This is a genomic window from Marinobacter sp. H13 (genome assembly GCF_059072335.1).
The window spans coordinates 3,420,029-3,445,336 of sequence record NZ_JCACRU010000001.1 but is presented as its reverse complement, the minus strand read 5'-3'; the positions used below and the strand labels follow the sequence as shown (position 1 = coordinate 3,445,336).

At 58.5% G+C, this 25,308-nt stretch carries 26 protein-coding genes; 15 read left to right on the top strand and 11 right to left on the bottom strand.

Annotated features, from left to right (window positions below; translation table 11 throughout):
- Positions 1-19: 19 nt before the first annotated feature.
- Both AC5JQH_RS16040 and AC5JQH_RS16035 read right to left on the bottom strand, forming a co-directional pair.
- Entirely contained in the window at positions 20-712 is a 693-nt protein-coding gene (locus AC5JQH_RS16040; protein WP_008175995.1) for an SDR family oxidoreductase, read from the bottom strand.
- A gap of 66 nt (positions 713-778) precedes the next feature.
- Entirely contained in the window at positions 779-1,105 is a 327-nt protein-coding gene (locus tag AC5JQH_RS16035) for a putative signal transducing protein (protein WP_264622635.1), read from the bottom strand.
- A gap of 106 nt (positions 1,106-1,211) precedes the next feature.
- Between AC5JQH_RS16035 and AC5JQH_RS16030 the strand changes: the two genes are divergently transcribed.
- Positions 1,212-2,282: an alpha/beta hydrolase gene (locus AC5JQH_RS16030; protein ID WP_008175997.1), complete on the top strand. Its 1,071-nt coding sequence runs from the start codon at positions 1,212-1,214 to the stop codon at positions 2,280-2,282.
- Here the strand turns inward: AC5JQH_RS16030 and arfB are convergent.
- On the bottom strand, positions 2,279-2,692 hold the full coding sequence (gene arfB / locus AC5JQH_RS16025; protein WP_008175998.1) for an alternative ribosome rescue aminoacyl-tRNA hydrolase ArfB: 414 nt from the start codon (positions 2,690-2,692) through the stop codon (positions 2,279-2,281). The genes AC5JQH_RS16030 and arfB overlap by 4 nt on opposite strands.
- 72 nt (positions 2,693-2,764) lie before the next feature.
- On the opposite strand from arfB, the gene AC5JQH_RS16020 reads away from it, so the two are divergent.
- From AC5JQH_RS16020 to AC5JQH_RS16010, 3 genes are all read left to right on the top strand, one after another.
- Positions 2,765-3,433: an SOS response-associated peptidase gene (locus AC5JQH_RS16020; RefSeq protein ID WP_491713169.1), complete on the top strand. Its 669-nt coding sequence runs from the start codon at positions 2,765-2,767 to the stop codon at positions 3,431-3,433.
- 86 nt (positions 3,434-3,519) lie between these two features.
- On the top strand, positions 3,520-4,089 hold the full coding sequence (locus AC5JQH_RS16015) for a DJ-1/PfpI family protein (protein WP_008176000.1): 570 nt from the start codon (positions 3,520-3,522) through the stop codon (positions 4,087-4,089).
- A gap of 50 nt (positions 4,090-4,139) precedes the next feature.
- Complete coding sequence (locus tag AC5JQH_RS16010) at positions 4,140-4,520, top strand: ribbon-helix-helix domain-containing protein (RefSeq protein WP_104270356.1); 381 nt, start codon at positions 4,140-4,142, stop codon at positions 4,518-4,520.
- Between the two features lie 14 nt (positions 4,521-4,534).
- On the opposite strand, the gene AC5JQH_RS16005 is transcribed toward AC5JQH_RS16010, so the two are convergent.
- Positions 4,535-5,563: an Acg family FMN-binding oxidoreductase gene (locus AC5JQH_RS16005; protein WP_008176002.1), complete on the bottom strand. Its 1,029-nt coding sequence runs from the start codon at positions 5,561-5,563 to the stop codon at positions 4,535-4,537.
- 174 nt (positions 5,564-5,737) lie between these two features.
- On the opposite strand from AC5JQH_RS16005, the gene AC5JQH_RS16000 reads away from it, so the two are divergent.
- On the top strand, positions 5,738-6,238 hold the full coding sequence (locus tag AC5JQH_RS16000) for a C40 family peptidase (RefSeq protein ID WP_483139817.1): 501 nt from the start codon (positions 5,738-5,740) through the stop codon (positions 6,236-6,238).
- A gap of 20 nt (positions 6,239-6,258) precedes the next feature.
- Here the strand turns inward: AC5JQH_RS16000 and AC5JQH_RS15995 are convergent, their stop codons facing one another.
- Together AC5JQH_RS15995 and AC5JQH_RS15990 are read right to left on the bottom strand one after the other, a co-directional pair.
- The gene (locus AC5JQH_RS15995) at positions 6,259-6,732 is read right to left on the bottom strand and encodes a DUF4442 domain-containing protein (RefSeq protein WP_485526001.1); all 474 of its coding nucleotides are present in this window, start codon (positions 6,730-6,732) and stop codon (positions 6,259-6,261) included.
- Between the two features lie 99 nt (positions 6,733-6,831).
- Positions 6,832-7,437 carry a LysE/ArgO family amino acid transporter gene (locus AC5JQH_RS15990; protein ID WP_014576356.1) on the bottom strand — a complete coding sequence of 202 codons (606 nt, stop codon included), beginning with the start codon at positions 7,435-7,437 and terminating at the stop codon, positions 6,832-6,834.
- Between the two features lie 88 nt (positions 7,438-7,525).
- On the opposite strand from AC5JQH_RS15990, the gene AC5JQH_RS15985 reads away from it, so the two are divergent.
- Genes AC5JQH_RS15985 through AC5JQH_RS15975 form a run of 3 tightly spaced genes read left to right on the top strand, consistent with a single transcriptional unit; the run spans position 7,526 to position 9,239 of the window.
- Entirely contained in the window at positions 7,526-8,407 is an 882-nt protein-coding gene (locus AC5JQH_RS15985; protein WP_491713171.1) for a LysR family transcriptional regulator ArgP, read from the top strand.
- Positions 8,408-8,428: 21 nt separating this feature from the next.
- Positions 8,429-8,782, top strand: a complete 354-nt coding sequence (locus AC5JQH_RS15980) for a gamma-glutamylcyclotransferase family protein (RefSeq protein ID WP_008176007.1) — start codon at positions 8,429-8,431, stop codon at positions 8,780-8,782.
- Positions 8,783-8,819: 37 nt separating this feature from the next.
- A complete protein-coding gene (locus AC5JQH_RS15975) occupies positions 8,820-9,239 on the top strand; it encodes a DUF2721 domain-containing protein (RefSeq protein WP_008176008.1) in 420 nt (139 codons plus the stop codon).
- Here the strand turns inward: AC5JQH_RS15975 and AC5JQH_RS15970 are convergent.
- On the bottom strand, positions 9,230-9,820 hold the full coding sequence (locus AC5JQH_RS15970; RefSeq protein WP_273158024.1) for a CPBP family intramembrane metalloprotease: 591 nt from the start codon (positions 9,818-9,820) through the stop codon (positions 9,230-9,232). The genes AC5JQH_RS15975 and AC5JQH_RS15970 overlap by 10 nt on opposite strands.
- Before the next feature lie 30 nt (positions 9,821-9,850).
- A complete protein-coding gene (locus tag AC5JQH_RS15965) occupies positions 9,851-10,696 on the bottom strand; it encodes a crotonase/enoyl-CoA hydratase family protein (RefSeq protein ID WP_227507898.1) in 846 nt (281 codons plus the stop codon).
- Between the two features lie 138 nt (positions 10,697-10,834).
- Here AC5JQH_RS15965 and AC5JQH_RS15960 point away from each other — a divergent pair, with 138 nt between their 5' ends.
- The 3 genes from AC5JQH_RS15960 (at position 10,835) to AC5JQH_RS15950 (ending at position 16,119) form a co-directional block, all read left to right on the top strand.
- Positions 10,835-11,806 carry a ribonuclease Z gene (locus AC5JQH_RS15960; RefSeq protein WP_008176014.1) on the top strand — a complete coding sequence of 324 codons (972 nt, stop codon included), beginning with the start codon at positions 10,835-10,837 and terminating at the stop codon, positions 11,804-11,806.
- Positions 11,807-11,948: 142 nt separating this feature from the next.
- On the top strand, positions 11,949-15,710 hold the full coding sequence (locus AC5JQH_RS15955; RefSeq protein WP_493805749.1) for a DUF1631 family protein: 3,762 nt from the start codon (positions 11,949-11,951) through the stop codon (positions 15,708-15,710).
- 202 nt (positions 15,711-15,912) lie between these two features.
- Positions 15,913-16,119 (top strand): cold-shock protein, encoded by a 207-nt coding sequence (locus AC5JQH_RS15950; RefSeq protein ID WP_008176018.1) that lies wholly within the window; start codon positions 15,913-15,915, stop codon positions 16,117-16,119.
- A gap of 68 nt (positions 16,120-16,187) precedes the next feature.
- Here AC5JQH_RS15950 and AC5JQH_RS15945 read toward each other — a convergent pair whose 3' ends face one another.
- Positions 16,188-16,667 carry an Lrp/AsnC family transcriptional regulator gene (locus AC5JQH_RS15945; protein WP_008176020.1) on the bottom strand — a complete coding sequence of 160 codons (480 nt, stop codon included), beginning with the start codon at positions 16,665-16,667 and terminating at the stop codon, positions 16,188-16,190.
- A 157-nt stretch (positions 16,668-16,824) separates the two neighbouring features.
- Between AC5JQH_RS15945 and AC5JQH_RS15940 the strand changes: the two genes are divergently transcribed.
- Genes AC5JQH_RS15940 through AC5JQH_RS15930 form a run of 3 tightly spaced genes read left to right on the top strand, consistent with a single transcriptional unit; the run spans position 16,825 to position 22,961 of the window.
- Positions 16,825-20,343, top strand: coding sequence for an indolepyruvate ferredoxin oxidoreductase family protein (locus AC5JQH_RS15940; RefSeq protein WP_493805748.1), 3,519 nt, complete (start codon positions 16,825-16,827; stop codon positions 20,341-20,343).
- Entirely contained in the window at positions 20,336-21,523 is a 1,188-nt protein-coding gene (locus AC5JQH_RS15935; protein WP_493805747.1) for an amino acid aminotransferase, read from the top strand. Before AC5JQH_RS15940 ends, AC5JQH_RS15935 begins: the two co-directional genes overlap by 8 nt.
- A gap of 55 nt (positions 21,524-21,578) precedes the next feature.
- Positions 21,579-22,961 carry a sodium-dependent transporter gene (locus AC5JQH_RS15930; RefSeq protein ID WP_491713175.1) on the top strand — a complete coding sequence of 461 codons (1,383 nt, stop codon included), beginning with the start codon at positions 21,579-21,581 and terminating at the stop codon, positions 22,959-22,961.
- 49 nt (positions 22,962-23,010) lie between these two features.
- Here the strand turns inward: AC5JQH_RS15930 and AC5JQH_RS15925 are convergent, their stop codons facing one another.
- Complete coding sequence (locus AC5JQH_RS15925) at positions 23,011-23,853, bottom strand: DUF6544 family protein (RefSeq protein WP_008176030.1); 843 nt, start codon at positions 23,851-23,853, stop codon at positions 23,011-23,013.
- Between the two features lie 106 nt (positions 23,854-23,959).
- On the opposite strand from AC5JQH_RS15925, the gene AC5JQH_RS15920 reads away from it, so the two are divergent.
- Complete coding sequence (locus AC5JQH_RS15920; protein WP_491713176.1) at positions 23,960-24,814, top strand: PA4780 family RIO1-like protein kinase; 855 nt, start codon at positions 23,960-23,962, stop codon at positions 24,812-24,814.
- Between the two features lie 18 nt (positions 24,815-24,832).
- Here AC5JQH_RS15920 and AC5JQH_RS15915 read toward each other — a convergent pair whose 3' ends face one another.
- Complete coding sequence (locus AC5JQH_RS15915) at positions 24,833-25,303, bottom strand: MaoC family dehydratase (protein WP_008176034.1); 471 nt, start codon at positions 25,301-25,303, stop codon at positions 24,833-24,835.
- Positions 25,304-25,308: the final 5 nt, after the last annotated feature.

The window sequence follows — 25,308 nt, the reverse complement described above, 5'->3', positions numbered from 1 at the left end:
TTACGACCGCCCCTACCGGTTACTCAACCTTGGGCGTGGGCCGGACAAGAATTTCATTTACATCGACATGTGCCGGCTGAGCCACGGCATACATGACCGCATTGGCAATGTCCTCCGGCTTCAACGCATGACCAGGACGTTCATCAAAGAAGGGCGTGTCCACCATGCCCGGTTCGATCAGGGTAACGCGGATACCGGAGCCACGGAGCTCCTCACGAACACCATAGCCAATGGCGGTTACCGCCCACTTGGTCGCACTGTACATGGAACCGGGAATGGTGGCACGGCCTGCCGCAGAGCCGGTTAACAGCAAGTGGCCCTTGCTCTCTTTGAGCGCCGGCATGCAATGCTGGAGGGTCAGGCCCACACCGTAGATATTGGTGAGGATCATATCCTTCCACACGTCCGGGTCAGCGCCGCTGAATCCGCCCGGCTCACCACCGCGGCCGGCGTTGGCAAACACCGCATCAATGCGGCCAAAGGTTTTCAGGGCCTGGTCGACCATGTTTTTCTGGTCATCACCGCTCTGGACGTCGCACTGGACCGTCAACACCGTTTCCTCGCCACCCAGCTCCTGCTGTAGGCCTTTCAGTTTGTCTTCAGATCGCGCGGCCAGAACCAGCCGATAGCCCTGTTTCGCGGCCGCTCGCGCTGTTTCCGCGCCGATGCCTGACGACGCGCCGGTAATCAGCATTACAGGTTGATCTGCCATAAGCTTTTTCTCCTGTTGCTTGGGAAGTGTGGGTAGGGCTACGCCCGGTGACCCCAGACCGATCAGTCAGTAGATCTGCAGCAGGATGAGAGCGACGATGGCCAGGGCCAACAGAAACCAGCGGGCGTAGTGGTCGGGGCGGTCCTCTTGGTCGCTGGCAGCCCGGCTGAGACTGCTGCCGGACGTCTGCTCATACTCGAACACCAGTTGCCGCGCCCGGTAGAGATCCTCATCATCGACATGCACGTTGCTGAAGCCCGCGGCACCAATATCACCCATGGCACCCTGAAGGTAATGACCTCCGACATGGGCCTCAATACCGTTGGCTTCCAACAGACCAGCCACAATGTGGGCTTCGGTTATGTCTCTGGCCCGATAGGCTATTTGCAACACGCGACTCCTTCTGTGACCGTTCCGGGCAGAACCGGGACAAATCTGCGAGTATCATTTGAAGGATAGTTCGACCTGCCCGGTGGGGCCAATAACATACGGATCGACCATGCTCTGGATTATTCTCGCCATCATCGTGTTCATCGTTGCCGCAACCCTGCTTCTGTTCCGGCTTGAGGATCTGTCTCATCTGGACCGGGATGATTACCCGATCAAAGACGCAACACCAAGCGAAGCCAACCGGGAGGTGCTGGGACGCATCCGCGAGCTTGGGCAATCTTCAAAAGGCCTGCGCGGTAAGGCGCGGCTGATGGCGCTCCGAAAACACATGGACGGGCTGAGTGAAGGCATTGAACTGGCCTCGGAGCTGCGCCATTGCGAGTCACCCCGTGGCGAATGGGTTCTCGCCCCGGGATGTGATACCCGCCGCCGCATCCTGTACATTCATGGTGGCGCCTGGGCCGCTGGCAGCCCCAGAAGCCATCGGGCCATTACCGACCGTTTATCGCAGATAACCAGAGCCGCAGTGTTCGCACTGGACTACCGTTTAATGCCGGAGAACCGGTTTATGGACGGTGTCCGGGATTGTCGCGAGGCTTATAAATGGCTGCTGAAACACGGGCCCGACGGTGCCGAGCCGGTAGATTTCATGGTGGTCGCCGGGGATTCTGCCGGGGGCAGTCACACTCTGGGATTGATTGCCTGGATTCGGGACAATGGCCTGCGCCAGGCGGACGCCGCCATCGCTTTCTCACCATCCACCGATCTGACCCTGACCGCGCCGAGCAACCGCAACAACATCGGTACCGATCCACTGCTCGGGCCTGTGTTTGGTGGCCTGTCGAAAATCCCACTGCCGGTCATCTGGTGGGCCACACTGGCGGCATTCCGGGTCTCCCCGACCAGCCCTGTCGCCTCACCATTACGCGGGAATCTGAAGGACCTGCCCCCAACGCTGATACAGGCCAGCGACACCGAGATGCTGCTGGACAACGCCCGGCGTTACGCCGCGCGGGCAGAAGCAGCAGGTTCTCCGGTTACCCTTCATACCTGGCCGGGAATGGTGCACGTATGGCAGATCTTTGTGCCCTTACTTCCGGAAGCGGAGGAGGCTTTCGATGACATCAGGGCTTTCCTGGAGCAACTGGAGTCCCGGGGTAGCGAACAGGCTTCGGCCTAAACCTGGACCTTGCCCCGCAGGGCCTTGGTTTTACCTTTTTTGGTTTTCTTGTCCACACGCTTGCGCTGTGAGGATCGGGTCGGTTTGGTGGGACGTCGGGCCTTGCGGGGTTTGACGGCCTCCTGGATCAGCTCTTTCAGCCGCTCCAGCGCATCTTCCTTGTTCAACTCCAGGGTTCGGAAAGATTGCGCCTTGATGATCAGCACACCTTCTTTGCTGATTCGCTGATCATTGAGCGACATCAGCCGCTCCTTGTAGAACGGTGGCAGAGAGGAGTGGGGAATATCGAAGCGCAGGTGCACCGCGGAGGCGACTTTATTCACGTTCTGGCCGCCGGCACCCTGGGCCCGGATCTGGGTGATTTCGATTTCCCAGTCAGCAAGTTCAACAGCGTTGGATAGTTTCAGCATCTGCTAAGGTTAACAGAATCCAGAACCGTGGGCTTTCAGCACCGGGATTTGTGCGAGGAACAACCAGTTATCATGTGCGGACGATTCACCTTCTATACCCCACCGGACACCCTGATCCTCGAGTTTTTTCCCGAGGGCATGGAGGTGGACGGGCATTTTGACCCCGGCTACAACATCCCTCCCGGCACAGGTATTCCCATGATCCGGATGAGCATGAACGGCAGCCTGATCATGGCTCACTCCCACTGGGGCTTCCGGCCGGCCTGGGCGGATCAGAAAGCGCCGGCTCCGATCAATGCCCGTGCAGAAACAGCAGCCACATCAAAATACTTCCGGGACGCCTTTACCCATCACCGTTGCCTGATACCGGCCAATGGCTGGTACGAATGGCAACAAACGGAACATGGGAAAGAACCTCACTACATAACGCCAGCGAATTCCGGGAAGTATCCGGCGATTTTCTTCGCCGGCCTCTGGACCCCGAGAGAAGGCGACGAGACCACCGCCTGCGCCATCATCACCGAACCGGCCAGCGAACACCTGAAGCATATCCATGAACGTCAGCCCGTGGTGCTTGATCCGGCCTACCTGAGGGACTGGCTGAATCCGGAAATCACCGACCGGACACAATTGCGAGCAGTGACCCATCGCCTGGATCCTGGACAGCTGAAAGCCATTCCCGTTTCGCCGGAGGTGAATAATCCGAGGCATAACTCGCCGGACCTGATCCGGGAAGCCTGAGGCCTGTAGTAATCCTCTAATACCCGCTTCTTCACCGACGCTGATACTGTTTCCAGACTTGGCACGACAATCACAAGGAGACAGCCATGAGCGGGAAGAAGATTCTGATGATTACCGGTGACTTCACCGAAGATTACGAAACCATGGTGCCGTTCCAGGCACTGCAGGCCGTCGGGCACACGGTTCACGCTGTCTGCCCCGACAAGAAAGCCGGCGACACGGTTGCCACCGCCATCCATGATTTCGAGGGTGACCAGACCTACACCGAAAAACCGGGGCACCGGTTCGCCCTGAACGCGGATTTTGACGGGCTGGACCCCGCGAACTACGACGCATTGGTGGTGCCCGGCGGTCGCGCTCCTGAGTACCTGCGGCTTAACAAGGATGTACAGAATCTGGTTCGCCATTTTTTCGAGACTGACAAGCCAGTGGCAGCGATTTGCCATGGTGCCCAGTTGTTGGCCGCAGCCGGGGTTCTGGAGGGGCGCAAATGCTCGGCCTATCCTGCCTGCCAGCCGGAGGTGGAACTGGCCGGCGGCACGTTCGCCGGTATCGAGGTTGATCAGGCGGTTACCGATGCTAATCTGGTAACAGCGCCTGCATGGCCCGCTCATCCGGCCTGGCTGGCGCAGTTTTTCAAGCTGCTGGATCAGTAATGCAAACGGGGCCGGCCCACCGGCCCCGCCACGCTCTCAGGGAGGCCCGCATGTGCAAGCTCTTTATCAACGCCGATCCGGAGCTTTGGGTCAGCCGGACCCACTCCCTGCGAATCGATGGCATGGTGACCAGTGTGCGAATGGAAAACGCCTTCTGGCAGGCACTGGCCGAGCTGGCCGAACGGGATGGCATGAACCTGCCCCAGATGATCACACGGCTTTACCACGAATCCATTGATGCCGGCCACGACCTCGGTAACTTCACGTCCTTCCTTCGGGTGTGTGCGCTCCGCTATCTGGAGCTCCAGCTGAGCGGCGACGTTCCCCGGGATACCCGGGTTCCGATTGCCTCGCTGGATGCAGACCGCATTCTTGCCAGCAAATCCGGTGAGCCGGCAACACCGGAGGTGGTAACCAAGGCCAGGCACTGATAAGAGGAGGTCAGTCAGCGCTGGCGTCCCTGACCCGCCTGTTTTGCCTTGATATCCCGGGTGTCTGCGGTTTCCACAACCTCCTGAAGATTCCGCCTCGGAGCCGCCGGCAAATCTGTCGCCGGGTAACCCAACCTGAGCAGAATCTGCGGGAAACCCGAACGCCCAAGGAGGTGCTGAAGTTTCGGGCGAAGCACGGCGACCTGAATGGGCTGGTTCAGATAGGAAGCCTGCAGCCCCTGCCCCAGGGACCGGAGCAAAACCCGCTCCAGCGCCTGCCCGGCCTTCAGCCAGTCTTCTACGCCATCCCCGGCCGTTCCCAACGCAGCAATCACGGGTGATTCATCCGCCAGTTGACGGTCCTTGGCGCCAACGCCGTTGCCCATATCAAATGTGCGCACCACCAATTGGGCCACGGGCGCAACCATGCCGGGAACCGTCAAACCGTCTCCCTTGCGGCGGGGATGCATCCAGGCAGCCAACTCCCGTCGCCAACTCGGGTTGGACCATTGGGCAGCGTCGCCCTCCGCCACCAGCTCGGCCACCTGATGACGCGCATGCTCCGATTCCAGAACCTGGAACCATGCTCCTTCGGTCTCCGCCGACTCTTCAAGGATGCCCAGCACCTCGGAAGGCACCTGCTTTGACTCAAACCGCTTGCGATAGGTGCGTCGCCTGGCAATCGCCCGGAACAGTTCCGTTTGACGGCCCTCCTCCCCGGATACCGGTGTGAACGAGACGGTCGCCAGCAGATCCTCGTCGCCCGGGTCCGGCAAAAGCTGGCATTCGGTATTGAATCCTGCATGAGCGGCGGCAATCCGAAGATTAAACAGGGCACACCCGCAGCTGATGGTCAGTTCCCGGTCGTCGGGGTCGTTGACCGGCAATGCCCGTAACCGGTCCGCAAACAGGGAAATCCCGGTTTCGCCGAGTTCAAATCGCCAGGGCTGGGTGTTGTGGCTTGATGGCGCCAATGTTGCGCTCTCGAGGATGGCCGCCAGGGTGTCTCGCGGTATGGGGGTGTTGCGTGTTCCTTCGCTCATTGCAGCTCTCCCGAATGGTCTCGTGACAGACTATTCCTGCGTGAAAGGAAAAGATAGCCGGTGATGCCCGGCGACTTTGCTGAGCCGCATCAACAAAATCTCACGCTCCGTAACCTGACATTCCCGGGCGCGACAATTAAAGTGAAGACAGTGAAAACTTGCACAGGGTCTGAGATGCGTTATTCCTTAAAAAACATCTTATTTCTGGCATTCGTGGCGCTTGCGCTCGGCGGTTGCGCCAGTAGCGGAAAGCTGCAGTCGGGTTCTACGCCTGGACTACAGGCCGTTCCTGTCGACGCATCCAGTTCGGAAAAGGCCCAAAAACTCTGGCAGGTGTTCGAGCGTTACCGGGGCACCCCCTATGAATACGGTGGTACCTCCGGCAACGGCTTCGATTGTTCAGGATTCATTCTTACCGCCTACCAGGAAGGTCTGGGCAAACAATTGCCCAGGACAACGACCCAAATGCTTGCCAGTGGTGACGTGGTTCATCCCGGCGAGATTCGACCGGGCGATGTGGTGTTCTTCCGGATTGGCGGAAAGGAACAACACGCCGGTATCTATATGGGCGGGGACCGCTTTATCCACGCATCAACATCGGCCGGCGTTATCCAGTCCTCGATCAGCGGCTACTACTGGAAAGGCCGCCTGACCGAAGCGAGACGCTTTGACTGAGCCAAGCTGAATAGCCCGCTTCAACGCTTTTTCCGGCGCACATAGAGTGCTTTGAGGACGCGCGCGACGAGCTCACCGGATTCATCAACAATATCCACGTCCCACTCTGGCAGCATTTTGTCTCCGTTTGCCGTTGCGGCGCGGATCTCTTCAACACGCTCATCGGTCAATTCAAAGCGTGCCATCACTTTGCCCTTGCCGGGACGGATAAAATCAATACTCGCCGATTTATCCCACACGATGTAGTCATTGCCCAGCCGTCGCATCAGCAGCAGCATATATATGGGATCAACCATGCTGTAGAGCCAGCCGCCAAAGTGCGTGCCCACGTAATTGGTGTTGTACCAGTGCTGGCCCATCTCCACCCGGGCCGAGCTGAAATCCTCGGCAATGTGGGTCACCCGGATTCCAGCACCGATGTAGGGAGCAAACGTGGAAAGAACACGGCGCATGGCCCCGGCACTGGCAAGCCAGCGACGTAGAGTGGCGTTCATCAAACATCCTCGATGGTATAAATGACTGCAAATTCAGTAGCACGCTATCTTCCAACCCGACGCGCGCCGATGCAAGAAATTCATACGATCGTTTGAATATTAAAGACCACTGAACGTGAGATGCAGGGCGATGGCGGCCATCATGATTCCAATGACACCATCGATAATCCGCCAGGCCAGCGGCCGGGAGAGAATGGGCGCCAGCGCCGAGCCGCCCCAGGCAAGCAGGCCGAACCAGAGAATCGAGGCACTGCTCGCACCGGCCACAAAGGTGGTCGCGTCCTCTTGCTGGGCTCCGATGGCAGGAATCAACAGCAGCGTATCCAGATAAACCTGAGGGTTGAGCAGAGTGACTGCCAGGGTCGTGAACACCACGGCTTTAAGGCTTCGTTTGGTTACCTCACCCGCTTCAAGAGCCGCTCTGCCGCGGCTGGCGCGAACGAAGGACTGAATCGCAAGCCAGCCAAGGAAGGCCACACCCAGCCACCGGAGAATCTCCAGGGCCTCTGGCATGGCCATCAGGGCAGCACTGATGCCGAACATGCCCAGGGTAAACAGGGTGATATCGGCCACTATGCACAGCCCGGCTGACCACCAATGATGTTCCCGGCGTATTGCCTGGCTCAACAGGTAGGCGTTCTGCGCTCCGATCGCCACGATAATGCCGCCACACACAATCAGACCGGTCAGGTAACTCTCAAGCACGTGAATCTCTCCTTAATGAATGGCGCAAGGTTACCGCTTCCCAGCTATACTTGAAATTCATACTCATAATGCTGCATCAGTTTTACTTATGATTGACTACAAATTGCTGGAAGCCCTGGCGACGGTCATTGAGTGCGGAGGGTTCGAACGTGCCGGCCTGGCGCTCGGGCTGAGCCAGTCGGCCATTTCCCAGCGAATTCGCACCCTTGAAATCCGGCTCGGACAACCGGTTCTGGTGCGAAGCCCGGCACTCAAGGCCACACCGGCCGGACAGCGTCTGCTCAACCACGTTCAGCAGGTGCAATTGCTGGAGCGCGACCTGACCAAGTCCATCCCGGCACTCTCGGAACCCACAGCAAGACTGCGCATCGCGCTGAATGCCGACAGCCTGGCCACCTGGTGGGCGGCCGCGGTAGGCAACTTCTGTGCGGAGGAGACCCTGCTGCTGGATCTTGTGGTCGAGGACCAGGACATTGGCCTTCGCAGGATGCGGGAAGGGGATGTGGCTGCCTGCCTGTGCAGCAGCCCCCAGCCTGTTGCCGGTGCCCGCTGCGTGCCCATTGGCACCATGACCTACATGCCACTGGCAACTCCGGACTATGTGCGCCGATACTTCGGGAAAGGCCTGAGCGAAACCAGCCTGAAGAATGCCCCGGCCATTGTTTTCGGGCCGAATGACCAACTGCAACACCGGTTCCTGGCCCAGTGCGGCTATCACGGCACCTTCCCCCACCACCTTTGCCCATCCTCGGAAGGTTTTGTAAAACTGGCGCTGGCCGGCATGGGGTATGGCATGATTCCGGAAATGCAGGCCCGCCCGGAAATATCTGCCGGGCGCCTGGTGAGCATCGCGCCTGAACAAACCCTGGAAGTGCAGCTATACTGGCACTTCTGGCGCCATGGCGGCGGCGTGATGGACCGCCTGACCAACGCCTTGCGGTCTGCGGCCACGTTGAATTCAAACATGTAAACAGGGGGAGCAACGATCAGAATGAAGCACCTTGTGGCGGTTTACGGCACGTTGAAACGTGGCCGGAACAACAGCCATATTCTGCGAGGCGCCCGTTTTGTCGGGACAGACTGGATGCCCGAACTGAGCCTGTATCACCTGGGCCCCTACCCGGGTGCCATAGAGGAACCTTCCCCGGGCGTCCGCGTGGAAGTCTATGCGGTTACCGATACGATGCTGAAAACACTGGACGAACTGGAAGACTTCTTTCCTGAACGCCCGCAAAGCAGCCTGTATATCCGCCAGACCATGGACACTCGCCACGGGTCTGCCTGGGTGTACATTTACAATCGGCCGGTTAAAACGATCCAGCGGCTGCGCTCCGGGAGCTGGTAGACCATAGCCCACACACCTTCACCATAAGGACACCAGATTGGACCTGACAACGCCTGCCCTGCTCTTCCCGGCGATTTCACTGCTGTTGCTGGCCTTCACCAACCGGTTTCTGGTGTTGGCGCAGCTGATCCGCCAACTCAAGCAGATGGACACCGAGGAAGACCACGCCCTGATTGCCCGACAGATCGGCATGCTGCGCAAACGGATTGTGCTGACCAAACGCATGCAGGCGTTCGGCGTACTCAGTTTCTTCCTGTGTACGGTTTCCATGTTCCTGCTTTTCCTGGGTGCCGACCTGCCGGGGGTGATCGCGTTTGGCGCCAGCCTGGTACTGCTGTCTTTCTCGCTGCTGTACTCGCTGTACGAAATCCAGATCTCAACCAATGCCATCAATGTCGAGCTGGCCAGCTTTGAGGCCCGCAAGAGTGCCGGCCGGGAAGATGTCGACTATTCGTGAGGCCTGTTTGCGCCGGAATTCACGACCCGGACACCAAACCAGCGCGGAAACCGGAGCAGAAAAAACAGGGCAATCATGTCGTAAAGGGCGTGCCAGACCATGACCAGAGCAAGGCTTTCGGATAACAGGTAGGCCGCCCCCAGGACCATGCCAAGGCCGGTAGCCACCAGAAAATAGGTAAATGAAACGTAGTGCACCAGCCCGAATAACACCGATGCCGCAAGCACGGCCGTTACAGGGTCCGTCTTTGTCATCAGCCAGCCCTGGATTGCGCCCCGGAACAACAGTTCCTCACCGACTCCGGCCAGGAGGGATAGCAGAATGAGTACAGCCGGGGAGTAGCTGGAGGCAAAGTCATACAAACCCTGCATCTGCCGCTCGAGGTTCTCCGGGAACAAGCCGGGCACCCGCGTAAGCAACAGCAAAGCGGCGTAGGTAAGAGCGGCTCCAACCGTCCCCAGGAAGATGCTGGGCCACAGGCCTGGCCCAACATGCAGCACCGGAATTCCGAATAGCAGTATCGCCACTAATCCGATAACGCCAATGGCGCCCTGGAATAACAGAGCGGCATTGGAGGACATACCCGAGTTTCGTCGTTTACCCAACGCCATTTACTGGTCGAACAAGGGCTTCACTGGAAACAGCGCATCGTATTTTGGCGCCTGCTTCTGGGCTTTGGCCTGGAACGATTTCATCATGTCCGTCGGGCGGAACATGCCGGCCTGCCAGGTGGCCATATACTTGAGGCTGTCTTCCACACTGTGGTCGCGACTGTAATTGAGCATTTCCTTGCAGCCAGTGACGGCCAGAGGAGAGTTCGCCGCAATCTGGCCGGCAATGGCCATAACGCCTGCCAGCATGGATTCCTGGTCGGCGTAAACGGCGTTCACGAAGCCCAGATTCTGCGCTTCAGTGGCGGAGAATTTTCGGCCGGTGTAGGCCAATTCACGAACCACGCCCTCGGGCATCAGTTTGGGCAGGCGCTGGAGCGTGCCGACGTCGGCGGTCATGCCCAGCTCGGTTTCCTTGATGGTGAAGTAGGCATCTTCCGTGCAATAACGGCTATCGGCGGCACACACCAGATCCAGAGCGCCACCGATACAGCCACCGTGGATGGCTGCCAGCACGGGAAGCCGGATTTTTTCCAGAGAGGTGAGAGTATCCTGCAACTGCAGCACAACCCTGCGAAGGTTTTCCGCCATGCGCCCGGGGTCACCGTTCATGGGCACGGCTTTGGGATCGCTGAATACACCCAGATCCATGCCCGCAGAGAAGTGTTTGCCGGTGGAGGAAATGACGATAACGCGGGCATCGGTGTTGGCCTCAATATCCTGCATGCACCGGGGCAACTCGAGCCAGAACGCCTTGTTCATGGTGTTCAGGGCCTCCGGACGACTGAACTGAACGTGGGCGATGTGGTCTTTAACCTCAATCGAAAAACTCTCGTAACTGGACAACTCAGACAAGACAGCACTCCTTATATAAATGTCGCTAACCGGCTCATTAGCGGTCGCCCCGGCTAATGTATCGTCAATTCTGCTACCTTCGTATTATGGCGGACAGAGACACGACACGTTAACCCGAAAAGGCCTGGTATGGAATTCACCTTCCTCGGCACGTCAGCCGGAACGCCGACAAAATCGCGCAACGTAACCGGTCTGGCGCTGAGCCACGGCGGACCAAAACACTGGTACCTGATTGACTGCGGTGAAGGCACCCAGCACCAGTTGCTGAGAACCCATCATTCCGTGATGCAGCTGCAGGCAATATTTATCACCCACATCCATGGCGACCATACGTTCGGGCTGCCGGGACTGCTGACCAGCGCCTCCATGCTCGGCCGCACTGCTCCTTTGTACCTGGTTGCGCCAAGACCGGTAAAAACCTTCATAGAGGCCGCCATCGGTAATAGTGACTCCAGCCTGAGTTATGAATTGAGATTTGTCGATTCCGAAGCAGAGAACTTCCACTGGGAAGACGACTCCCTGTCGGTAACTGCAGTCCCCCTGTCCCATCGTGTCTCCTGCAGGGCCTTTGTGTTCACGGAAAAGAATCTGGAACGCCAGCTGGTCCGGGACAGGCTCGAAGCGGATGGTATTGAGGCCGGTCCCGCCTGGGGCCGCCTGCAACAGGGCGACGACGTGGTACTGGAAGATGGGCGCCTCGCCCGTTGTGATGATTACACCCGAATTGCCAGAAAACCTCGCAAGGTTATAGTAGCCGGCGACAACGACCAGCCCGACTTGCTTCTGGCAGCGTGCACGGGTGTTCAGGTGGTCATCCACGAAGCGACCTACACCCAGGAAGTCTCCGACCGGGTCGGACCCTGGCCGCAACACAGCTCCGCTGCCCAGGTAGCCCGCTTCGCCGAGGCCGCAGGCGTTCCCAATCTCGTCCTTACCCACTTCAGTTCCCGTTACCAGTTCAATCCGGATGCCTATCCGCACATTGGTGAGATCGAATCCGAAGCCAAAGGCATTTATCGGGGCAACCTGTATCTGGCCAGGGATTTCGCACGCTATACCCTGGGCAAAGATCTGATATTTAACGCCACTGAGCATCTATAATGCAGTCGTGGATTCAGGCTCGTGCATGACTTCAGATGTGTCGCTTTTGTACATTCACTTTGCGTTTGTTCAAGTTCCAATTAAACTGCAATCACGATAAATTGAACAAAGATTCATTTCTCACTGCTCAGGAAGGCGGTCAATGACCCGGCTCAACGCAAAACACTCCAGACTCAGCAAGGATGCGGTTGTCGTCGCGCCCGGCCTCATTCCCTGTGGCTGTGTCATTGACAGCGTGGCTCTGGGTAAAGAAGGGCTGCGCCTCACCCTGAAGCACTTTTCGTCGCCCGCGGTACTCGACCAACTGTCATCGTCTGCCGCTGCACAGACCGATCTTCATGTTTTCCTCGATAATGACCGTGAAAAACAGCATATCCATTACAGAGGCACGGTTCAGGTTGGCCGCAGTAGCGGCATTTCGCTGGACATAGCGGGGAACACTGAGGAACTCAGCAACGACATTGAGTGTTTGTTACAGCACACTGGAACGAATCGGCTCGAAGCCGCGACTCCGGATCCTTCACTGAAACAGCTCTACCACCAGCATTGCCGTCGGCTTCTGGAACAGTTGCTTCCGGAATTTATGGAAGGCACCTTCGAGGGCATTGAAGCCGACCTGGAAGAAGCTGCAGAGCTGCGTGAAATTACCCGGCTCAAGGACATGCGCTTCATTTTCCAGAGTCGCCAGCAACGAATGCTCCAGGATTTCCAGGCCCAGTTCCAGGCCAATCAGGCAAACCTTGAGCCCGCCGCCGAGTCCCGGGCCGGCAACAAGGAGTTGCACCTGCTGCAACAGCACGAGTTCGAGGACTGGCTGGACCTGCAGGCCATCGCCACCCGCGTAAACAAAGCAAATACCGGGGCCAACTTCCTGCTCAACCAGTTTCTCAACCAGATTTTCCGACAGGACGTCAACGATGACAACAATCCTCTGACGCCCCGGGCCCTGTGCGTCTGCCTGCAGTATATGGTCGATCATCTGGGCATTGCGCGGGAGCACCGCCTGACCATCTACCGCGCCTGGGAAAATGCTCTGGTCCGGGTCTGGCCCGCGGCCATCCGGTCCCTGATCAATGACTGCCGACGAGCTGGCCTTGAGGCCATAGATATCACCGAACTGCCCGCAAACTGGTCACTCCGCGACCGGGAGCACGCAACGGACGACTCAGGTTCAGCAACGACAGCCACAGAAGACTCATCCGAAGAAACTCCGGAAACCAATCACGCCAGGCACGAGGCGTCCGGGTCGCCTTCGGTCGGTCGCTCCCTGTTTCAATTGATGGCACTGGATTCAAACCCCTCGTCTGAAGTTGCAGACTGGGAGGAGCCCAATCCAAGGCTTTCGGAAAACCTCCGCTCCCGGCGCCGGGAACTCCTGGACCGGTTGCACGGCGACGAGCCCGATATGGCGGGACTGCTTCGGGAACTGGCCAACTCGGACTCCGAACTGGCCAGCTCCCTGGATCACACGGCCGTTGAGAAGGCCAACCTGGTGGACCGACTGTTCGAGCCTCTGAAAACCCACGATGAACTCTCGGGCTCGCTTCGCCACCAACTGCAAAAGCTTCGACTACCCGTATTCGAGACGCTGGTTGAAACACCGGATTTTCTGAATGCCGGCGACCACCCGGCCCGGGATATCATCAATAACCTGATGCACATCTGTCTTGCCGAGAGAGCCTCAAGCAAGAAGCTGGAAGCAACGGTTGCCGATATCGTCGAGGAGCTGACAGAGATCGAGGTATCGGATCCGGACCTGATGGGAAGCCTGGGCGAACGCCTGAAACAGCTTGTCGAGCGTCAGGACCAATCGTTTCTCCGCAACTCGGAACGGCTGGCAAAAACCCTGGAGGGCAAGGAGCGCCTGCGCCTTACCCGCAAGGAGGCAAGGCAGAGGCTGAACTCGCTCTTGAGCAACAGGCAGGTTCCGAACATTCTGATCCGCATTCTTCAGGCGGGCTGGGAGCAGTTGATCGTCCTGACCATGCTGAGAGAAGGTCCGGAAAGCCGGCATTGTGAGGAACTGCTTGATGTGGTTGCACAGCTCCAGGCCTGGCTTTCGCCTGCCGACACCTCCGAAGAGCTGGCATTTGAACGGGAGCTGGAGAGCAGCGTCATGCTGCAGTTCATCGAGCGAGAGCTGAAAACCGCCGGGGAAGTCTCACGCGTAAGGCCGGTTATTGACGAGTTATCCGGAATTCTCGAGGGCAACGGGGAAGCAGAAACCACATGGGTTGATGAGTACGGTGACGCCGATGAAGCGCCGGTCCCGCTGCCACCGGAGCTTGAAGACAGTCGTTGGGCCTCAAGGGCAAAGGAGATTTCCGTAGGCGACTGGGTTGAGGTTCGTCTGGATACCGGCGAGACCCGCCGGTTGCGGCTGGTGTGGGGCAGCGAGGATTCACTCAGGTTTGTTTTTCTTTCGCCCAAAGGCATGAGCGAAGTCAGTTACGGGTTTCCCGAGTTTGTGCAGAAACTCGCTGAAGGCGAAGCCTGGCTGGTTGAGAGCGGAGACATCCCATTCCTCGACCAAAGCCTGTTCAGCATCGTTGAAGATGTTTACCGGAAGCTCAATTTTCAGGCAACCCACGATGCCCTGACGGGGTGTATGCACCGCCATGACTTCGAGAAACAGGTTTCTCAGCTGATCAGCATCCTGCCGTCATCTGCTGAAGACCATGCCGCCGCCCTGATGGTTCTGGATATAGACGAGTTCAGTGTCATCAACGCCTCCTATGGCGCGGAAGCCGGCGACGCCCTGTTGAGGCATGTCGCCGACACACTCCGTAAGCAGAGCGAATCCCGATTCGCGGAGTCCCACGTTGGCCGGATCAGCGGCAATGAGTTTGCGGTGCTCATCAATAACATCAGTACAGAAGACTGCCTGGATTTTGCAGAGTCCCTGCGGCGCAACTTCGAGCAACATGTGTTCCGGCACGGGCAGGCGGAATATCGGGCAACCGTCAGCATCAGTATCCGGCCGGTAACCGGGGCGGGACAGTCACCTGGCGACCTTCTCAATCTTGCGAGCCTCTCGCTTAAAGCAGCCAAGAAGCTGGGCGGGAACCGGATTGAACTGGCCAGGGAGAACCGGGACCAGTCCCGGCTCGGCACCCCCCAATGGGTCACCGAAATAGACCGGACCATCCGTGATGGCAGCCTCTACCTTCGGGCCCAGCCAATCGTTGCCCTTGAACCGGAAGACGGCGAAGGCACGATGTATGAACTCTTGCTCGGCCTGAAAGACAGTTCTGGCAAGGAGATCTCGCCCCAGGGCTATATCGAGGCAGCCGAACAGTTCAAACGCAGCACACGGGTTGATTTGTGGGTCATTTCCGAGGTGCTGGCGTGGATGCGCGATAATCCCTCGGCGCTCGCCAGGATTGCCACTCTGAACGTTAACCTGTCAGGCTCTTCGTTGAGCGATGACAGCTTCATGCTCGGCCTGGAATCCAATCTCAGGGCGAATCCGGAGCTGGCCCACAAGCTCTGCTTTGAAGTAACCGAGACCTCTGCCGTCGCAAACCTCCATTTTGCCTCGGATTTCATGCGCGAGATGAAGCGGCTGAACTGCCGGTTCGCACTGGATGATTTCGGCACCGGCCTGTCTTCCTATGCGTACCTCCAGAAACTGCCAGTGGACTTCGTGAAAATTGACGGCATATTTGTAAAGGACATGGCGACCAACCTCACGAACTACGCCATGGTGAGGTCGATCAACGAGCTCTGTCATTTTCTGGATCTTCAGACCATCGCCGAATACGTGGAAGACATGGAAATCATGGACACCCTGAAAGAGATCCAGGTGGACTACGCCCAGGGCTTCGCCATTGCCAGGCCGCGCAGGCTGGACAGCCTTGGAACCGCGAATTCCACTCCCCCGGTTTATGCCTACAAGAAATAGCTTTGCTTTTCCCCGTGGCAGGAGTACAGTGGGCCTCGTTGGAAAGATTTAGCAAAGCATTTCATCAATAAGACCGCTCAGCTGTAATAAGTAGCACGTCCTGTTTTTGATCACGCCAGTTTTTTGTTTCCGCATACCGCCGATCAGCCATCAACAAGATGACGTGACGGCACATTAAATGATTGAAATCAGGAAGAATACTATGTCTACAGTTACCGGCAACGTTAAGTTTTTCAACGAAGCAAAAGGTTTTGGCTTTATCACTCGCGAAAGCGGCCCGGACGTTTTTGTTCACTATAGCGCTATTCAGGGCGGCGGTTTCAAGACTCTGGCTGAAGGCCAGCAGGTCGAGTTCACCGTTACCCAGGGCCAGAAAGGTCCTCAGGCGGAAAACGTTGTCGCTCTGTAAATAACAGACGACACGTTCAGAAAAAGGCAGCTTCGGCTGCCTTTTTTCGTTGTTGCTCCTTGCCGAAACTACAGAATACCTTCCACCGGGATCGTCTCGGTATTTTTTATCTCCCGCAACGCAAAGTTCGAATTCACCTGGGCAATGCCCTGCAGGGTAAAGATTTTTTCATTCAGGAACCTGTCGTAGCTGGCCATGTCCGGCACGATTACCCTGAGCACGAAATCGGCATTACCGGTCACCGCAAAGCACTGAAGCACCTCCGGATAACTGCTCACCTGCTGCTCAATCTCCGCCGTGCTGTCGACGTTGTGCCGCTGCAGTGACAGATTGACGAGCACGCACAGCCCCTGACCAATGCGTTCCGGATCCACTCTTGCGCTGTATCCCTGAATCACACCGCTTTCCTCAAGTGTCCGCACCCGGCGCCAGCAAGCAGCCGGTGACAAACCCACCTGTTCGGCCAGTAACTGGTTACTGATGCGCCCATCCTGCTGCAGCACCGATAGGATTTTCCGATCCAGCTTGTCCAGCTCCACCTGTTTCATTTGGTAACACCTGATTTTTATCAAAGGTTCTTTCACTTTATTGTCTTTTATCAAACATTCTTTCGCAAATCCTGAAAACCTCCTTCCAATAAGCAAGCACCTTTTGAGGACTTCCCTCTAGAATTTTGGTCATAAAATCGACAAAAAGGAGGGCGCCATGTCCGCCGATACCCCACAACTCGACGATTACAAACTCGAAGACCGCTACCTGCGGGAATCCGGTCGGGTGTTCCTGACCGGCACACAGGCCCTGGTCCGAATTCCGTTGATGCAGGCTGCCCTGGATCGCAAGCAAGGCCTGAATACCGCCGGCCTGGTCAGTGGCTACCGTGGTTCCCCCCTAGGTGCGGTCGACCAGGCACTCTGGCAGGCGAAAGACCTGCTGGACGAGAACCGGATCGATTTTGTTCCCGCCATCAACGAGGATCTTGCCGCGACGATCATGCTGGGTACCCAGCAAGTAGAAACCGATGAAGACCGTCAGGTAGAGGGCGTATTCGGCCTCTGGTATGGCAAGGGCCCGGGCGTGGACCGAGCCGGCGACGCCCTGAAACATGGCACCACTTACGGATCCTCCCCCCATGGCGGTGTGCTGGTGGTAGCGGGCGACGACCATGGCTGCGTGTCATCGTCCATGCCCCACCAGTCCGATGTGGCATTCATGAGCTTCTTCATGCCCACCATCAACCCGGCCAACATCGCGGAATACCTGGAATTCGGTCTCTGGGGTTATGCCCTTTCCCGCTACAGTGGCTGCTGGGTCGGCTTCAAGGCCATATCGGAAACCGTGGAAAGCGCGGCTTCTGTGGAAATTCCGCCAACACCGGATTTTGTCACTCCGGACGATTTCACCGCGCCGGAAAGCGGCCTTCATTACCGCTGGCCGGATCTGCCCGGCCCCCAGCTGGAAACCCGCATCGAACACAAGCTCGCGGCCGTTCAGGCCTTTGCCCGGGCCAACCGCATTGACCGGTGCCTGTTCGACAACAAGGAAGCCCGCTTTGGTATTGTCACCACCGGCAAGGGGCACCTTGACCTGCTGGAAGCCCTCGATCTGCTCGGTATTGACGAAGACAAGGCCCGGGACATGGGTCTGGATATCTACAAGGTGGGCATGGTCTGGCCCCTGGAGCGCCGCGGCATCCTGGACTTCGTGCACGGCAAGGAAGAAGTCCTGGTCATCGAGGAAAAGCGCGGCATTATTGAGAGCCAGATCAAGGAGTACATGTCCGAGCCGGACCGTCCCGGCGAGGTTCTGATTACCGGCAAACAGGATGAGCTGGGCCGCCCGCTGATCCCGTACGTTGGCGAATTGAGCCCCAAACTGGTTGCCGGCTTCCTGGCAGCCCGTCTTGGTCGCTTCTTCGAGGTGGACTTCAGCGAGCGCATGGCTGAAATCAGTGCCATGACCACCGCCCAGGATCCGGGCGGCGTCAAGCGTATGCCCTATTTCTGCTCGGGCTGCCCACACAACACCTCCACCAAGGTCCCGGAGGGGAGCAAGGCCCTGGCCGGCATTGGCTGTCACTTCATGGCGTCCTGGATGGGCCGGAACACCGAATCCCTCATCCAGATGGGTGGCGAAGGTGTCAACTGGATCGGCAAGAGCCGATACACCGGCAACCCCCACGTGTTCCAGAACCTGGGTGAAGGCACCTATTTCCACTCCGGTTCCATGGCTATCCGTCAGGCGGTAGCTGCCGGCATCAACATTACCTACAAGATTCTGTTCAACGACGCCGTCGCCATGACCGGCGGTCAGCCCGTCGACGGGCAGATCACCGTCGACAGGATTGCCCAGCAAATGGCCGCAGAAGGGGTCAATCGGGTTGTTGTTCTCAGCGACGAGCCCGAGAAATACGATGGCCATCATGACCTGTTTCCCAAGGACGTCACCTTCCACGATCGGTCCGAGCTCGACCAGGTGCAGCGGGAATTGCGTGAGATCCCCGGCTGTACCGTACTGATCTACGACCAGACCTGTGCCGCCGAGAAACGCCGCCGTCGCAAGCGCAAGCAGTTCCCGGATCCGGCCAAGCGGGCCTTTATCAACCATCACGTGTGTGAAGGCTGTGGCGACTGCTCGGTGCAGTCCAACTGCCTCTCGGTGGTTCCCCGCAAGACGGAGCTGGGACGCAAGCGGAAGATCGACCAGTCATCCTGCAACAAGGACTTTTCCTGCGTTAACGGTTTCTGCCCAAGCTTCGTGACCATCGAAGGCGGCCAGCTGCGCAAATCCCGCGGCGTTGACACCGGCTCCGTACTCACCCGCAAGCTGGCTGATATTCCAGCTCCCAAATTGCCGGAAATGACCGGCTCCTATGATCTGCTGGTGGGCGGCGTTGGCGGTACGGGCGTGGTGACGGTTGGCCAACTGATCACCATGGCGGCCCACCTGGAGTCGCGCGGCGCCTCGGTACTGGATTTCATGGGCTTCGCCCAGAAAGGCGGCACGGTGCTGAGCTACGTTCGTATGGCACCGTCTCCGGACAAGCTCCATCAGGTACGGATCAGCAATGGCCAGGCCGATGCGGTCATCGCCTGCGATCTGGTCGTAGCGTCTTCCCAGAAGGCCCTGAGCGTTCTCCGGCCAAACCACACCCGGATCGTTGCCAACGAAGCGGAACTGCCTACTGCCGACTATGTGCTCTTCCGCGACGCCGATATGAAGGCCGACAAGCGCCTTGGGCTACTGAAGAACGCCGTGGGCGAGGATCACTTTGATCAGCTGGACGCCAATGGCATCGCCGAAAAGCTGATGGGCGATACCGTATTCTCCAACGTGATGATGCTCGGTTTTGCCTGGCAGAAAGGCCTGCTGCCCCTGTCCGAGGCGGCTTTGATGAAGGCGATTGAGCTGAACGGCGTCGCCATCGACCGGAACAAGGAAGCCTTCGGCTGGGGACGGCTGGCGGCCGTGGATCCGAGCGCAGTCACGGATCTGCTGGATGACAGTAATGCCCAGGTGGTTGAGGTCAAACCCGAACCAACCCTGGACGAACTCATCAATACCCGGCATAAGCACCTGGTCAATTACCAGAACCAGCGTTGGGCCGACCAATACCGGGACGCAGTTGCAGGGGTCCGGAAGGCTGAGGAGTCCCTCGGTGAAACCAACCTGCTGCTGACTCGTGCAGTAGCCCAGCAGCTGTACCGGTTCATGGCCTACAAGGACGAATACGAAGTCGCGCGACTGTTTGCCGAAACCGACTTCATGAAAGAGGTGAATGAAACCTTCGAGGGTGACTTCAAAGTCCACTTCCATCTGGCCCCGCCCCTGCTCAGCGGCGAGACCGATGCCCAGGGCCGCCCGAAAAAACGCCGGTTCGGCCCCTGGATGTTCCGGGCCTTCCGGCTGCTGGCGAAACTTCGCGGCCTGCGCGGAACCGCAATCGATCCGTTCCGCTATTCCGCCGACCGCAAGCTGGATCGGGCCATGCTGAAGGATTATCAGAGCCTGGTAGACCGGATCGGTCGTGAGCTCAACGCCAGCAACTACGAAACCTTCCTGCAGCTTGCCGAGTTGCCTGCCGATGTCCGCGGGTACGGCCCTGTGCGGGAGCAAGCGGCAGAAAGCATTCGTGAAAAGCAGACTCAGCTGATCAAGGCGCTGGATACCGGTCGCCCGACGTTGATTCGCACCCAACAGGCTAACGAGGAGGCCAATCATGTTTGAAGCACTCCAGCCCCTGCCCCAGGATCCGATCCTGCAGTTGATGCAGACCTTCCGTGAAGACGATCGACCGGACAAGGTGGATCTGGGCATCGGTGTCTATAAGGATGACGCCGGCAATACGCCTATCATGGCCGCCGTGCACGAAGCCGAGCGTCGCCTGCTTGAGGGCGAAACCACCAAGAGCTACGTGGGCCCTGCCGGTTCCGCCGGCTTCAACAGCGCCATGGCGGAGCTGATCCTGGGCAGCAACAGCCCACTGGTCCGCGACGGTCGCGTATCGGTCATCCAGACACCGGGCGGCTGCGGCGCCCTGCGTATGGCGGCCGAGTTTCTGCGTCTGTGCAAAGCCGATACAAAAGTTTGGGTCAGCACGCCCACCTGGGCCAACCACTTGCCGTTGCTCGGTGGCGCCGGCCTGACTATTCGCGAATATCCGTACCTCAATCCAGAGACCCTGCAGGTAGACTTCGGCGCCATGCTGGAAACCCTGGAACGGGCGGATGCTGGCGACGTGGTGTTGCTGCACGGGTGCTGCCACAACCCCTCGGGCGCGGACCTGAGCCTGGCCCAGTGGCAGGAAGTGACCAGCCTGATCCAGCGCAAAGGCCTGCTGCCCTTTGTGGATATGGCCTACCAGGGCCTTGGCGAAGGCCTGGATGCGGATGCGGCCGGCCTGAGGCATCTGGCCAGTGCGGTACCGGAAATGCTGATCGCAGCGTCATGTTCCAAAAACTTCGGCCTTTACCGGGAGCGCACAGGCGCCCTCGCGCTGGTTTCGGGAACAGCAACTGTGAACGCAGCTGCCACCAGTCAACTGCTCAGCGTTATCCGGTCCCACTATTCAATGCCACCGGCCCACGGCGCCTCAATTGTGGAGACCATCCTTGGCGATGACGACCTGCGAGCCCAGTGGCAACAGGAGCTAAACGGTATGTGTGAGCGCATCCTGCATCTGCGTCACGCTTTCGCCGGTGCGCTCTCACCGGTAGGCGACTTCGACTTCATCGCCCGTCAGCGAGGCATGTTCTCTTTCCTGGGTATCAGCCCGGAGCAGGTTGGCCAGTTACGGAAGGAATACGGGATCTACATGCTGGAGAGCAGCCGCGTCAACGTTGCCGGCCTGAACGACCAGGTTTTGCCACAAGTGGCTTCAGCCCTGCGCGAGATTCTCGGTAAGTAAATATTTTGCGACAACAACCAATCAATCCGACAAAAACAACTAGCCGGAGAGAAAAATGAGTGAGAGTACCCAACCACACCAGCAGGCCAACAACCTCTGGTCCTCACGGATGGCCTTTATCCTGGCCGCTGCCGGCTCAGCAGTGGGCCTCGGAAACATCTGGAAGTTTCCATACATTACTGGCGAGAACGGTGGCGGCGCCTTCGTTCTGATCTACCTGGCCTGCATCTTCCTGATCGGCGTGCCAGTACTGATTGCCGAGACCATGATTGGTCGCCGGGGTGGTCAGAGCCCTGTGGCCACCATGCGCACCCTGACCAGAACCGAAGGCACTGCGAGGGGCTGGAGAGCCATCGGCTGGAACGGCGTGATCGCCTCATTCCTGGTGTTGTCTTTCTACGCCGTGATTGGCGGCTGGGCGCTGGTCTATATCGGCAAAGCCGCAACCGGCCTGTTTACCGGCGCGGACGCCGAAGCCATTGGTGGCCAGTTCGGCGGGCTGTTGGCCAATCCCTGGGAACTGTTGCTGTGGCACACCGTGTTCATGGCCATCGTTGTGTTTATCGTTGGTCGGGGCATTCGTTCCGGGCTTGAGAAAGCCGTGAACATGCTGATGCCACTGCTGTTCGTCCTGCTGATTGCGATGGTGATCTATGCCATGAACAGCGGCAGCTTCGGCCGGGCCGTAAGCTTCATGTTCTCGCCGGACTTCAGCAAGCTGACAACGGCCGGCGTTCTGACCGCCCTGGGGCACGCCGCCTTTACCCTGAGCATCGGCATTGGCGTACTCATGGCGTACGGCTCCTATCTGCCTAAGAACGTCAACATTGCCAGAACCGCCATGACCATCGGGATTCTGGACACCAGCGTCGCACTGCTGGCAGGCCTCGCCATCTTTCCGCTGGTATTTGCCAACGGCCTGGAACCAGGCGCGGGCCCTGGCCTGATCTTCGTAACCCTGCCACTGGCGTTTGGCCAGATGAGCGGTGGCGCCCTGTTCGGCACCATTTTCTTTGCGTTGCTGCTGGTAGCGGCCATCACCTCGGCCATATCCATGCTGGAACCGGTGGTGGAATGGCTGGAGGAACACAAAGGCGTCAGCCGGGCGAAAAGCGCACTTGGTGGTGGTCTGGCTATCTGGTTTATCGGCATCGGTACCGTGTTGTCTTTCAACGTCTGGGACAGCGTGCACCCGCTCGGTTTTATCCCGTTCTTCGAAGACAAGACAGTGTTCGATCTGCTCGACTTCCTGGTCTCCAACCTGATGATGCCCCTGGGCGGACTGGCCATTGCGCTGTTTGCCGGCTGGGCGATGAAGCGTGAGGGACTGGCTGCCGATATCGGTCTGCAGGGCGGCAGCTACAAGGCGTTCATGTTCGTACTGCGGTACTTGACGCCGGCTGGTATCGCCGTGGTGTTCCTTTACAATCTGGTGTAACCGCCACTATCCCCCAGAAAGCCCGGCCTTGTGCGCCGGGCTTTTTGCGTCAGTCGGCCTGTGGAAATTCTACGTTGGTCACTTCGGCAATGAAAAACGGAAAATAATCGTCCGCGGCAAAGAAATTCCCGGCTTCCACGCGGGTCGGCAAGATAAAGCCCTCGAACTCCCGAAACTCTGACAGGTCGCCGCCAAAAGGCTGCAGACGATGGACCTTTTCCGGATTCGCATTGCTCCAGCGGTCGAAACTCACCTGAAGCGGCTGGCCGTCTTCGGCCACGACAACATCCACCGTCTGCTCCATACCCTCGTGGCGGACAATTACCCGCGCTGTATTTACATCCACAAGCTGCCACGCAACCCCTTGGCCTGGGAGCAGTGCCGCCGGCGTCCAGAACACCGCCTCCGCCACATACCGGCCGAATGCCGAACGGGTGTGATCCGGGTCGCCGCCCATCCGGGCCACCGGCAACAATCCCATCAGCCAGAACCGCGTCCACTGTTCGGTGTCTGAGCCGGAAACCCGCAGGGCGCCGCGGCTGGCGCTCATTTTCCAGATAAAGCCTTCGGGCATGGCCAGCATCTGAGTGGCCTGCATATCCATGTAGTCGGGCGATTCCCGATTGCCCATGCCGAATTTTCCGGTCATGGATATCCGGGCAACCGTATAAAGCGGAGTTCCGGGCTGAATGGTGTACCGGAAATACCGCCGGGCGGGCTCCGGCAGCCCCTCGAGGAGAGAAAGATCAAAACGCTGCGGTGAAGCCGGCTGCAGAGCCGCCAACCTCGCCATGGCGGCTTGGTCCGCATTGTGGTCAGCCTGTCGCCAGAACCACAGAGCGACGGTGGCGGCAACCACCAGAATCAACAGGATCAGGAAAACGATTTTCATGTAAGCTATGCTCCGTAGCAGTCATTGTCCCTGCCCTGCCTGCATCCAGTCTTGTTCCAGATCAATGAACGTGGCTGGCCGACTCACTGTCCGTCTGAAAGGTTTTATGAAAGTACCGAAGAGATTACAACCACTTGTCGATGACGGCATGGTGGACGAAGTGCTCTACCAGCTTATGAGCGGCAAGGAAGCGCAGGTTTATGTGGTGCGCTGTGGCGACCAGACACGTTGCGCCAAGGTCTTCAAGGAAGCCTCCAAGCGAAGCTTCAAGCAGGCTGTGGAATACCAGGAAGGCCGAAAGGTCCGGAACAGCCGACGGGCCAGGGCCATGAGCAAGAAAACCAAATATGGCCAGAAGGAACAGGAAGATGCCTGGCTCAATGCCGAAGTGGATGCCCTCTACCGGCTTGCCGCTGCGGGTGTCCGGGTTCCCGAACCCCTAGGCTTTGTGGACGGTGTACTGCTGATGGAACTGGTGGCGGACGAAGATGGCAAGGCCGCTCCCAGGCTGGATGATGTCATTCTTTCCCCGGAACAGGCCCGTGACTTCCACGGCCAGGTAATCCGCGAGGTTGTCCGCATGCTGAGTGCCGGTCTGATCCATGGGGACCTTTCGGAATTCAACGTTCTGGCCGATGCCAACGGACCGGTCATTATTGATCTGCCCCAGGCGGTCAACGCCTCCGGCAATAACAACGCCGAACGCATGCTCGAGCGCGACGTCGACAATATGCGCCGCTATTTTGGCCGATTCGCGCCGGAACTGCTGAACACCGATTATGGCAAGGAGATCTGGGCACTCTACGAGTCGGGCGACCTGCACCCGGACAGCAAACTCACCGGCTGCTTCCAGCACGATGAGACCGCTGCCAACGTCGACGAACTGATGGAGATCATCGATGCGGCAAAAGAGGAAGAATGGGAGCGGCAGGAACGAATGAGGGACGCCGAGGAGGACTGACGCACTGGCCGGCGCTGATCAGCTGGCAGGCGTCGTTTTCTGTTCGCTGACCATTGCCGACAACACCTCCTGTTCCCTGGGCCCGGGCAGAACACCCGTTAACCAGGCTTCGATCACCGGTTCACCGTGCTGATTCGAGAGTATCGCTTCGGCCCGGGCCCGGTTACGCTCATCCACCTCGGTGATGGTGAACACACAGGTGATGGTATCGCCAAAATACACCGGCCGGCGGAATCGAAAATTCATGCCGGACGCCAGCCAGCCTATCTGCCCGCCTACTTCCGTGATCATTCCACCAACCAGCAGGCCATGGCAGATCTTGCCCTGCAGGTTCTTGGCTTGCGCGAACTCGTCGCTGTAGTGCACCGGGTTCTGATCGCGGCTGATCTCGCCAAAGGACAGGGTCTCATCCTCGGTGAACGTTCGCGCCAGGGTAAAGGAATCCCCCGCTTTCAGGCCGGCAATGGCTCTTTTGCGAATATCAGACATGGTAT

What these genes read in the sequence shown, in the direction of transcription:
- AC5JQH_RS15980 (WP_008176007.1), top strand. Translation starts at nt 8,429, where the DNA reads ATGAAGCACCTTGTGGCGGTTTACGGCACGTTGAAACGTGGCCGGAAC.
- AC5JQH_RS15995 (WP_485526001.1), bottom strand. Translation starts at nt 6,732, where the DNA reads ATGAACGCCACTCTACGTCGCTGGCTTGCCAGTGCCGGGGCCATGCGC.
- AC5JQH_RS15940 (WP_493805748.1), top strand. Translation starts at nt 16,825, where the DNA reads ATGTCCGCCGATACCCCACAACTCGACGATTACAAACTCGAAGACCGC.
- AC5JQH_RS15920 (WP_491713176.1), top strand. Translation starts at nt 23,960, where the DNA reads ATGAAAGTACCGAAGAGATTACAACCACTTGTCGATGACGGCATGGTG.
- AC5JQH_RS16000 (WP_483139817.1), top strand. Translation starts at nt 5,738, where the DNA reads ATGCGTTATTCCTTAAAAAACATCTTATTTCTGGCATTCGTGGCGCTT.
- AC5JQH_RS15930 (WP_491713175.1), top strand. Translation starts at nt 21,579, where the DNA reads ATGAGTGAGAGTACCCAACCACACCAGCAGGCCAACAACCTCTGGTCC.
- AC5JQH_RS15945 (WP_008176020.1), bottom strand. Translation starts at nt 16,667, where the DNA reads ATGAAACAGGTGGAGCTGGACAAGCTGGATCGGAAAATCCTATCGGTG.
- AC5JQH_RS15985 (WP_491713171.1), top strand. Translation starts at nt 7,526, where the DNA reads ATGATTGACTACAAATTGCTGGAAGCCCTGGCGACGGTCATTGAGTGC.
- AC5JQH_RS15950 (WP_008176018.1), top strand. Translation starts at nt 15,913, where the DNA reads ATGTCTACAGTTACCGGCAACGTTAAGTTTTTCAACGAAGCAAAAGGT.
- AC5JQH_RS16020 (WP_491713169.1), top strand. Translation starts at nt 2,765, where the DNA reads ATGTGCGGACGATTCACCTTCTATACCCCACCGGACACCCTGATCCTC.
- AC5JQH_RS15925 (WP_008176030.1), bottom strand. Translation starts at nt 23,853, where the DNA reads ATGAAAATCGTTTTCCTGATCCTGTTGATTCTGGTGGTTGCCGCCACC.
- AC5JQH_RS16030 (WP_008175997.1), top strand. Translation starts at nt 1,212, where the DNA reads ATGCTCTGGATTATTCTCGCCATCATCGTGTTCATCGTTGCCGCAACC.
- AC5JQH_RS16005 (WP_008176002.1), bottom strand. Translation starts at nt 5,563, where the DNA reads ATGAGCGAAGGAACACGCAACACCCCCATACCGCGAGACACCCTGGCG.
- AC5JQH_RS15955 (WP_493805749.1), top strand. Translation starts at nt 11,949, where the DNA reads ATGACCCGGCTCAACGCAAAACACTCCAGACTCAGCAAGGATGCGGTT.
- AC5JQH_RS16015 (WP_008176000.1), top strand. Translation starts at nt 3,520, where the DNA reads ATGAGCGGGAAGAAGATTCTGATGATTACCGGTGACTTCACCGAAGAT.
- AC5JQH_RS16040 (WP_008175995.1), bottom strand. Translation starts at nt 712, where the DNA reads ATGGCAGATCAACCTGTAATGCTGATTACCGGCGCGTCGTCAGGCATC.
- AC5JQH_RS15935 (WP_493805747.1), top strand. Translation starts at nt 20,336, where the DNA reads ATGTTTGAAGCACTCCAGCCCCTGCCCCAGGATCCGATCCTGCAGTTG.
- AC5JQH_RS15960 (WP_008176014.1), top strand. Translation starts at nt 10,835, where the DNA reads ATGGAATTCACCTTCCTCGGCACGTCAGCCGGAACGCCGACAAAATCG.
- AC5JQH_RS15915 (WP_008176034.1), bottom strand. Translation starts at nt 25,303, where the DNA reads ATGTCTGATATTCGCAAAAGAGCCATTGCCGGCCTGAAAGCGGGGGAT.
- arfB (WP_008175998.1), bottom strand. Translation starts at nt 2,692, where the DNA reads ATGCTGAAACTATCCAACGCTGTTGAACTTGCTGACTGGGAAATCGAA.
- AC5JQH_RS16010 (WP_104270356.1), top strand. Translation starts at nt 4,140, where the DNA reads ATGTGCAAGCTCTTTATCAACGCCGATCCGGAGCTTTGGGTCAGCCGG.
- AC5JQH_RS15970 (WP_273158024.1), bottom strand. Translation starts at nt 9,820, where the DNA reads ATGTCCTCCAATGCCGCTCTGTTATTCCAGGGCGCCATTGGCGTTATC.